This window comes from Myxococcus sp. CA039A (assembly GCF_013336645.1).
In the GTDB taxonomy this organism is placed as follows: Bacteria; Myxococcota; Myxococcia; order Myxococcales; family Myxococcaceae; genus Myxococcus; species Myxococcus llanfairpwllgwyngyllgogerychwyrndrobwllllantysiliogogogochensis.
Genome location: NZ_JABUMQ010000424.1, coordinates 1 through 8,245, shown reverse-complemented (window position 1 = coordinate 8,245; position 8,245 = coordinate 1). Strand labels below are relative to the sequence as shown.

General features: G+C 69.9%; 6 protein-coding genes. 3 read left to right on the top strand and 3 right to left on the bottom strand.

All coding sequences use genetic code 11. The features are described 5' to 3' along the window. Both HR086_RS42205 and HR086_RS42200 read left to right on the top strand, forming a co-directional pair. Positions 1-1,183: 3'-5' exoribonuclease YhaM family protein (locus tag HR086_RS42205; RefSeq protein WP_174468451.1), on the top strand; the 1,183-nt coding region annotated here is incomplete at its 5' end. Positions 1,184-1,189: 6 nt separating this feature from the next. Beyond that, a complete protein-coding gene (locus tag HR086_RS42200) occupies positions 1,190-3,142 on the top strand; it encodes an HD domain-containing phosphohydrolase (RefSeq protein ID WP_141648334.1) in 1,953 nt (650 codons plus the stop codon). Here the strand turns inward: HR086_RS42200 and HR086_RS42195 are convergent. From HR086_RS42195 to metG, 3 genes are all read right to left on the bottom strand, one after another. Further along, the gene (locus tag HR086_RS42195) at positions 3,129-3,905 is read right to left on the bottom strand and encodes a TatD family hydrolase (RefSeq protein WP_174455065.1); all 777 of its coding nucleotides are present in this window, start codon (positions 3,903-3,905) and stop codon (positions 3,129-3,131) included. The two genes, HR086_RS42200 and HR086_RS42195, sit on opposite strands and share 14 nt — an antisense overlap. Next, a complete protein-coding gene (locus HR086_RS42190; RefSeq protein WP_174461976.1) occupies positions 3,902-4,876 on the bottom strand; it encodes a HEAT repeat domain-containing protein in 975 nt (324 codons plus the stop codon). The genes HR086_RS42195 and HR086_RS42190 overlap by 4 nt, the downstream gene beginning before the upstream one ends. A gap of 312 nt (positions 4,877-5,188) precedes the next feature. Continuing rightward, entirely contained in the window at positions 5,189-7,321 is a 2,133-nt protein-coding gene (gene metG / locus HR086_RS42185) for a methionine--tRNA ligase (protein ID WP_174468450.1), read from the bottom strand. A gap of 115 nt (positions 7,322-7,436) precedes the next feature. Between metG and HR086_RS42180 the strand changes: the two genes are divergently transcribed. Continuing rightward, entirely contained in the window at positions 7,437-8,243 is an 807-nt protein-coding gene (locus HR086_RS42180) for an NRDE family protein (protein WP_174468449.1), read from the top strand. The last annotated feature ends 2 nt before the right edge of the window (positions 8,244-8,245 follow it).

The following is an 8,245-nucleotide window of genomic DNA, read 5'->3' as shown; positions in this document are numbered from 1 at the left end:
GCCCCCGGAGGCGAAGCCCGCCGCCGAGGCGAAGCCCGCTCACGAGCCGCGCGCCGAGAAGGCGGACAAGGTCGAGAAGGTAGAGAAGACGGACAAGGGCGAGGGCCGTCACGAGGGTGGTGGTGGCGCCCGGGCCGTGGGCCTCATCCGCGAAATCGTCAACGAGCGGGTCAGTGATCCGCACGTGAAGCAGCTCCTGATTGCCTTCCTGGAGGATCCGCAGGTGGCCTCGGGGCTGCCGGTGGCGCCGGCGGCCAAGGGCATGCACCACGCGTGGCGCGGCGGTCTGGCCGAGCACCTGCTTTCGGTGATGCGACTGACGCTGCGGGTGGCGGACCACTACCCCATGGCGGACCGCGACCTGCTGCTGGCGGGCGCGCTGCTGCACGACGTGATGAAGGTGGCGGAGATCTCGCCGGACAAGGGCTTCGACTACACGGACGAAGGCAAGCTCGTGGGTCACCTGGTGATGACGGCCCAGAAGATTCGCGAGAAGACGCTGGCCATCCCCGGCTTCCCGCCGCTCCTGGAGCAGCACCTCACGCACCTGGTCATCTCCCACCACGGCCAGCTCGAGTACGGCAGCCCCAAGGTGCCGATGACGCTGGAGGCGCACATCGTCCACGCGCTGGACTCGCTGGACTCGCGCATCGCCTCGTGGCTGGAGGCCATGCAGCGCGACCCCAACGACAAGTGGACGGACGTGCTGCGCCACTACGACCGTCAGCTCTGGAAGGGCCCCGCGCCCACCAGCCGGGGCCGCGCTCCGGTGGAGGGTGGCGGCGCTGGCGGAGGCCGTCGCAAGTCTCGCGAGGAGAAGCGCAAGGCCCGGGGCGAGAAGGCTCCGAGCCAGGGCACGCCGCCCGCCGAGGGCACCGCCCCCGCCGCGCGCGAGGAGCCGCAGCGTCCGCCCCGTGAGGACCGTCCGCCGCGCAAGGAGCGCCCGCCCCGCGAGGAGCGGGCCCGGGACGAGCAGCGCCCGCCCCGTGAAGACCGTCCGCCGCGTGAGGACCGTCCGCCTCGCGAGGAGCGTGCGCCCCGCCCTCCCCGTGAGGACCGTCCGGCTCGCGACCCGAGCGGCCTGCCCAAGGAGCTGACCTTCAAGCCCTTCAGCGCGCTCACGTCACTGCCCCCCGCCTCCGAGTCCACATCCAAGAATGGAGAGGGCTCCTCGGAAAGCTGAGTCGTCATGGCGAAGAAGCTGGGTGAGCGCCTCATCGAGGCAGGACTCGTCAACGCCGGGGCCGTGGAGCAGGCCCTGGAGCACCAGAAGATCACCGGCCACAAGCTGGGGGATTGTCTGGTGGAGTTGGGGCTCCTCCAGGAAGCGGCGTTGCTGCGCTTCCTGGCCGCGGAGTTCCAGACGCGCTTCGTGAGCGCGGACAAGCTGGCCAAGGCGAAGATTCCCACCGAGGTGCTCGACAGGCTCCCGGTGCGTCTGGCCGAGGCGCAGAACGTGCTGCCGCTCGCGGTGGACCCGGACAGGAAGCTGTTGTCCGTGGTCGCCGCGGAGCCGCAGAACAAGGCGCTGATGGACGAGATTGCCCTCGTCACGGGCATGTCGGAGGTCTACGCGTACGTGGGCCTGCGCGGCGCCATCGCCGCGGCCATCCGCAAGCACTACTACGGCGACCCCACCGCGTTCGCCGCGCTGCTGGAGTCAGCGAGCGCGCACTCGAACCCGACGGAGTCGACGTCGCGCACGGGGGCCGCGGAGCACAACCGCACCTCCACCAGCAACCGCACCAGCCTGTCCTTCCGGATGGAGACGGACGCGCGCATGCGGCTGCAGCGCGCCAGCGGCACGCAGGTGGCGGGGCGCCCCTCGTCCACGCAGCGACGTGAGCCGGGCGGCCCTCGCGGGCTGGTCAGCGACATCGACTACGTGGAGACGCTGGGCATCCTCGTGGGGCTGCTGGAGCAGGACCGCCAGCGCCACCGGGGACACTCCGCGCAGCTCGCGCGACAGGCGGGCATCGTCGGCCAGCGCATGGGCATGCCCCACAAGGAGCTGGCCGCGCTGTCCATCTCCGCGTACCTGCATGACCTGGGCAAGCCCTCCGAGCGGCACTTCTCGCTCGCGAGCAATGCCGTCAACTCGGAGTGGAAGGCCCAGGCCCGCGCGGCCTGTCGCGCGCCCACCAAGCTGTTCGAGACGGTGCACCTGCCCACGCAGGTCAACACCATCCTCGCGCAGCTCTACGAGGCCTGGGACGGCTCCGGCACCCCGCAGGGCGCCAAGGGCGAGGAAATCACCCTGGGCGCGCGCATCCTCGCCGCGGTGGACAGCTTCCTGGAGCTGACGAAGAACCCCGGCAACGCGCTGGGCAAGGCGCTGACGAAGGAGCAGGCGCTGGAGCACCTGAAGACGAACTCAGGCGTGCTCTATGACCCCGTGGTGGCGGACATCGTCATCCAGCTCCAGAGCGGCGAACTCTTGCGCCACCGGCTGGAGAGCGAGGGCCGACAGGTGCTCGTCGTGGAGCCGGATGAGACGGCCCGGGGCGAGCTGCTGGAGGCGGTGCTCAAGCAGGGTCTGGTGGCCCACGCGCTGTCCACGCAGGAAGGCGCTCAGGACGGGCTGGCCCGGCAGGACTGCGACGTGCTGGTGGTGAGCCTGCGACTGGGGCAGCAAGAGGTGCTCGACCTGCTCCAGCAGGCGCGCTCCACGCCGGAGACGGCGGGCCTGCCCATCGCCGTGGTGGGCGAGCCGGACGCGTCCACGCGCGAGCGGCTGATGATGGGCGGCGCCACGGAGCTGCTGCCTCCCGGTGACAAGTCCCTGGTGGCCAAGGCGGTGCGCGCGATGCTCGAGGACCGGGTGCTGCACAACGGTCCGGGCCGCGTGGTGCGAGGCAGCTTCGACGAGCTGCCTCCTCGGGAGCTGCTGCGCACGCTGGGTGGCGGAAAGAAGAGCGGCAAGCTCCAGTTGCGTCAGCACACGCTGGAGGGCTCACTCCACCTGGAGGGAGGCCGCGTCGTCTTCGCCTCCTTCGGCGGCCACACCGGAGAGCCCGCGCTGCAGGCCCTGCTGAAGCTCAAGCAGGCCGACTTCCAGTACGACCCGGACGCGCTGCTGCTCGACGTGCCGCAGATGGACCAGGACCTCCAGGCCCTGGCCGGCGGCGTCACCTCAGGGTGAGGTTGAAGAGGGCGGCGGCGTTGGCGGTGGTGACCTCTGTCACCGTCTCCAGCGCCACGCCCTTCAGCTCCGCCAGCTTCCGCGCCGTCTCCACCACGTGAGAGGGCTCGTTCTTCCGCCCCCGGTGTGGCACGGGCGCGAGGAACGGGCTGTCCGTCTCCACCATCAACCTGTCCAGCGGCGCGAAGCGCACGGCGTCCTGGAGTGCCTCCGTCTTCTTGTAGGTGATGACGCCGGACAGCGAGAGGAAGAAGCCCCTGTCCAGGTAGCGCCGCGCCGCGTCCGTGTCTCCGGTGAAGCAGTGGATGACGCCTCGGGAGACGCCCACTTCACCGAGAATCGCGTCGCAGTCCTCGTGCGCGTCACGCACGTGGACCACCAGCGGCTTGCCCAGCTTCACCGCGAGGGCGCACTGGTGCCGGAAGACGCGGGCCTGCACCTCACGGGGTGAGTGGTCGTAGTAGTAGTCGAGCCCAGCCTCGCCCACGGCGCGCACCTCCGGGCGGGCGCAGATGCGCTCCAGCGTGGCCAGGTCGTCTTCCGTGGCCCGCGCGGCTTCGTGCGGATGGATGCCGAGCGTGGGCGACAGGAACTCCGGATGCGCGGCGGCCAGCTCCAGCGCATTGCCCCACTCGCCGGGGCCATGGAACTGCCCGACGACGATGGCGTGGACGATGCCCGCGGCGCGCGCCCGCTCCAGCACGGGGGCCACGTCCGCGAAGTCCTTCACTTCCAGGTGGCAGTGCGCATCCACCAGTCTCATGGCTCCTCCTGAAACAAGTCGTCCAGTTCCTGCCGGGCCTCGGGTGAGGTGAAGGTGCTCACCGAGGCGCGCACACGCTCGCGGCCCGCCTCGTCCCCCAGACGCCACACCCCATCGGCCGCATCCAACCGGTCCTCTTCGTCCGCGCTCACGTCCTGGAGCAGCGCGAGCAGCCAGGGCAGCGCCCGAGGGTCACCCAGCCGACCCAGGCCTCGCGCGGCGGCACCACGGCAGGAGTCCTTCACGTCGTCGAGGATGACCTTCAACCGCTCCAGCGCGCCGGGGGCCTTCACCTCGCCCAGCAGCTCCACGGCGAGGGCGCGGTCCTGACTCCACTTCTTGCGCGAGCGCTGGAGCAGGTGCGCCGAGCCCGCGGCGTCACCCAGCTTCGCGAGCACACCCGCGGCCTGGGTCCTGTCGAAGGCGGGCAGGAGCCAGCGCCCGAACAGGCGCTTCACGGCGGGCAGGGCGCGCGCATCCTCCAACTCGGCCAGGGCACCGAGGGCGCGAAAGCGCAGCAGGTCCGCGTCGAGCGCATCGATGAGCACGTCGAGTCCCGCCGGATGCTTGAGGGCGGCGATGCCCCGGGCGGCCTCGAAGCGAACCTCGGGGACGGAGTCCTCCAGCATGCCCGCCAGTGCCCCGCGCAGCTCCGGCCGGTACAGGTCCGCCAGTCGACCGGTGGCCTCCAGGCGCACGAGCGACTCCGCGTCCCGCAGGTAGGAGATGAGCAGCGCGGGCAGCTCCTCGGGAGGAAGGGCCACCGTCGCCAGGGCGATACCCGAGCGCTTCACCTCCGGCTGGGCATCCGCCAGCAGCCGGGGCACCACTTCCGCGAAGTCCGCCGCGGGCGACGGGGCTTCCAACGCGAGGTGATGGAGCTGTTGCGCCGCCTCCGCTCGGAACGCCGGACGCTTCTCGCGCTCAAGGGTCAGCAAGGCCCGGTCTCGCTCCGCACGCCAATCCGTCACGTCCAGTCACCTCGCTGCCCGGCTGCCTCGCGGCCCCGAGCCCCATGAGTGGGGAATGGCCCCAACCTCACGCCCATCCGTCACGACTCGCCCTGGACAGCCACAGCCCGGGAGCGACATGCGGCTGACGACCGCTCTACCAGCGCTTCACCTGAAACTCGCTCCGGAAAGACACAGCCCCGAGTCTCGCGAGACGGAACTCGACCGCTCCGCTCATCCGCGACGTGTCGGCCCGGGCTCGTGCGAGAGACAGCCTCCACGCGCCCGCACCGGGCCGGCGAGCGGAGCAGGTTCGCTCCGCCCACCGACACATCACTTCACGTCGCTGCCCGGCGGGACGTTGCCCGGATCCAACAAGGACAGGTCCTTGCCGCCAGGGCCCGCGGTCAAGAGCATCCCCTTCGACTCGATGCCCTTCAGGCTGCGCGGCTTCAGGTTCGCGACCACCACCACGTTGCGCCCGACGAGCGTCTCGGGAGCAAACGCCTCCGCGATGCCGGAGACGATGGTGCGCGGGCCGCTCGGCTCACCCACGTCGACGGTGAGCTTGAGCAGCTTGTCCGCCTTGGCGACCTTCTCCGCCGCCAGCACCTTGCCCGACTTGAGCACCACCTTGACGAAGTCCCCGTACTCAATCTCCCCCGAGCCAGCGGCCTCCGCGGCCCCTGCCCCCGAAGAAGCCTGAGTGACAGGCGCGGGCTCGGCCGGCTTCTTCTCGGCCTTCTTCTCCTTGCCGCCCCCTTCAGCCTTCTTCGCCTCGGGCGCCGGCGCAGCGGCGGGATCCCCCGGCGGCGTCACGATGATCGCGTTGACTCGGTCCTCTTCCAGTCGCGGCAACAGCGGCTCCGGAGTGCCGATGGGACGGCTGCGATCCAGCAACGGATACTTCGCCCCCTCCAGCGCCTGGAACGTGAGCGGCGTGGCGCCCAGTTGTGCGAACAGCTTCTCCGACAACCGAGGCGTCACCGGCGCCAGCAGCGCGCCCAGCAGGTACACCACGTCGGCGGCGTCGGACAGGTCCGCGCGCGCGGCCTCCGCGTCCTTCTTCAGCAGAGCCCACGGCGCCGCCGTCTGCACGAAGGCATTCGCCGCGGAGGCGATGTCCGTGATGACGCGGATGGCGTTGCGGTACTCCAGCTTCTCGAAGGCCTCGCGAACCTCGGGAACGCGAGCGAGCACGGACTCCACCAGCGCCCGGCCCGGTCCCTCGGACCGACCTGGCGCGAGCGTCCCGCCCAGCGGCCCGGCCAACAGCGACAGCGCGCGGTTGGCCAGGTTGCCCACGTTGTTCACCAGCTCCCCGTTCACCCGCAGACGGAAGTCCTTGAGGTTGAGGTCCAGGTCCTCCACGCCCGCGCCCAGGTTGGCCGCATAGAAGTAGCGCAGGTAGCTGGGGTCGAGCTGGTTGAGGTAGTCGCGCACCGGAACCATGGTGCCGCGGCTCTTCGACATCTTCTCCCCGTTCACCGTGAGGTGGCCGTGGACCTTGATCTCACTCGGGATGTGCAGGCCCGCCACGTCCAGCACCGCGGGCCAGAAGAGCGCGTGGAAGTAGACGATGTCCTTGCCGATGAAGTGGACGATGCGCGCGCCGCTGTCCTTGGCCCAGTAGTCCAGCGCGCTCTTCGCCTTGCCCGTCTCCTTCGCCCACTTCTCCGTCGTGGCGATGTAGCCGATGGGCGCGTCCAGCCAGACGTAGAAGTACTTGTCCGTCTCGCCCGGAATCGCGAAGCCGAAGTAGGGGCCGTCGCGACTGATGTCCCAGTCCGCCAGCCCCTTCTCGAAGAAGCCCTGGAGCTGCGCGGCGAGCCCGGGATGAATGAAGCCAGGCTTGCGCAGCAGCTCCTGCAGGAAGTCGGCGTGGCGAGACAGCTTGAAGAACAGGTGCTCGGACGTTTTGCGCACCGGCGGCGTCGAACACAGGGAACAGCGAGGGTCGATGAGGTCCGTGGGGCTGTACGCCTTGCCACACTTCTCACAGGCGTCGCCGTACTGGTCCACGGCCTTGCAGTTGGGACAGGTGCCCTTGATGAAGCGGTCGGGCAGGAAGCGACGGTCCTTCTCGCAGTACGCCTGTTCGACGTCCTTGCGCTCGATGTCGCCCTTCTCCTTCAACCGCCCGTAGATGAGCTCCGCGTACTGGCGGTTCTCCGGCGAGTTGGTGGAGTGGAAGTAGTCGAACCGGACATCCAGGTCCTGGAAGTCCTTCTGATGCTCGTCCTGGAAACGGGCGATGAAGTCCTCGGGCTTGAGGCCCTGCTTCGCCGCGTTGAGTTCGATGGGTGTGCCGTGCGTGTCGTCAGCACAGAAGTAGACGACGTCCTTGCCGCTGGAGCGGAGGAAACGGACGTAGATATCGGTCTGGATGTACTCGACGGCATGGCCGATGTGGAGCGGGCCGTTCGCGTACGGAAGCGCACTGGTGACGAGGATTCTCTCCGCCATGGACTCTCCTGGGGGCGGCGGACATTAGCCGCTCGGTGGGCCGAGGTCATCGACGGCGTGGAGCCCGCGAGCACGAATGCACCGCGGGGCCGGGGATGTTATCGACCGGAAACGCATGTGCACCATCATCATCCTTCGCCAGGTCCATCCTGAGTGGCCGCTGGTGCTCGCGGCCAACCGGGACGAACTCCTCGCGCGTCCCGCGACAGGCCCACAAGTCCTGCTGGAGTCTCCCCGCGCCGTGGGGGGACGGGACGTGGAGCGCGGCGGGACGTGGATGGGCGTTACTAACGAGGGCCTCTTCGTGGGCCTGACGAACCAGCGCGGCGGGCAGGCGAGGGGCCCGGCCCCCCGTTCGAGGGGCGAAGTCGTCCTCCAGGCCCTCGGTGCGGGCACGGTCGAGGGCATCGAGCGCTACCTGGACACGCTCTCCGGCGAGGACTTCCTCCCCTTCAACCTCCTCTATGGCGACGCCCGGACACTCCGGGTGGCCTATGCCCGGCCCGGACAGTCCCGACTCCGACGCGAGGATGTCCCGCCGGGCATCCATGTCCTGCCCAACGACGTGCTCGACTCGACGGAGCTGCCCAAGGTCCAGCGGGCCAGGAAGCTCGCCGAGGGGCTGGTGCACGAGCCCTGGTCCCGGTTCGAGGGAGGCCTGAAGGCCCTGCTGGCGGACGACCTGCTGCCTCCCCTGGAGGCCCTGCCCGCGCAGCTCTCCGGCGAGTCGTTTCCCCAGGACTTCCGCCAGCAGCTCCAGGCGCTGTGCATCCACACGCCGGCCTATGGCACGCGCTCCTCGGCCATCGTCGCCCTCGCTCCCGGACGCGTCGGGCACTACCTGACGACAGAGGCGCGCCCCTGCGAGGGGCCCTGGCAGGACGTCACGGCGATGCTTGATGCGCCCCTCCCCCCAGCGTGAGC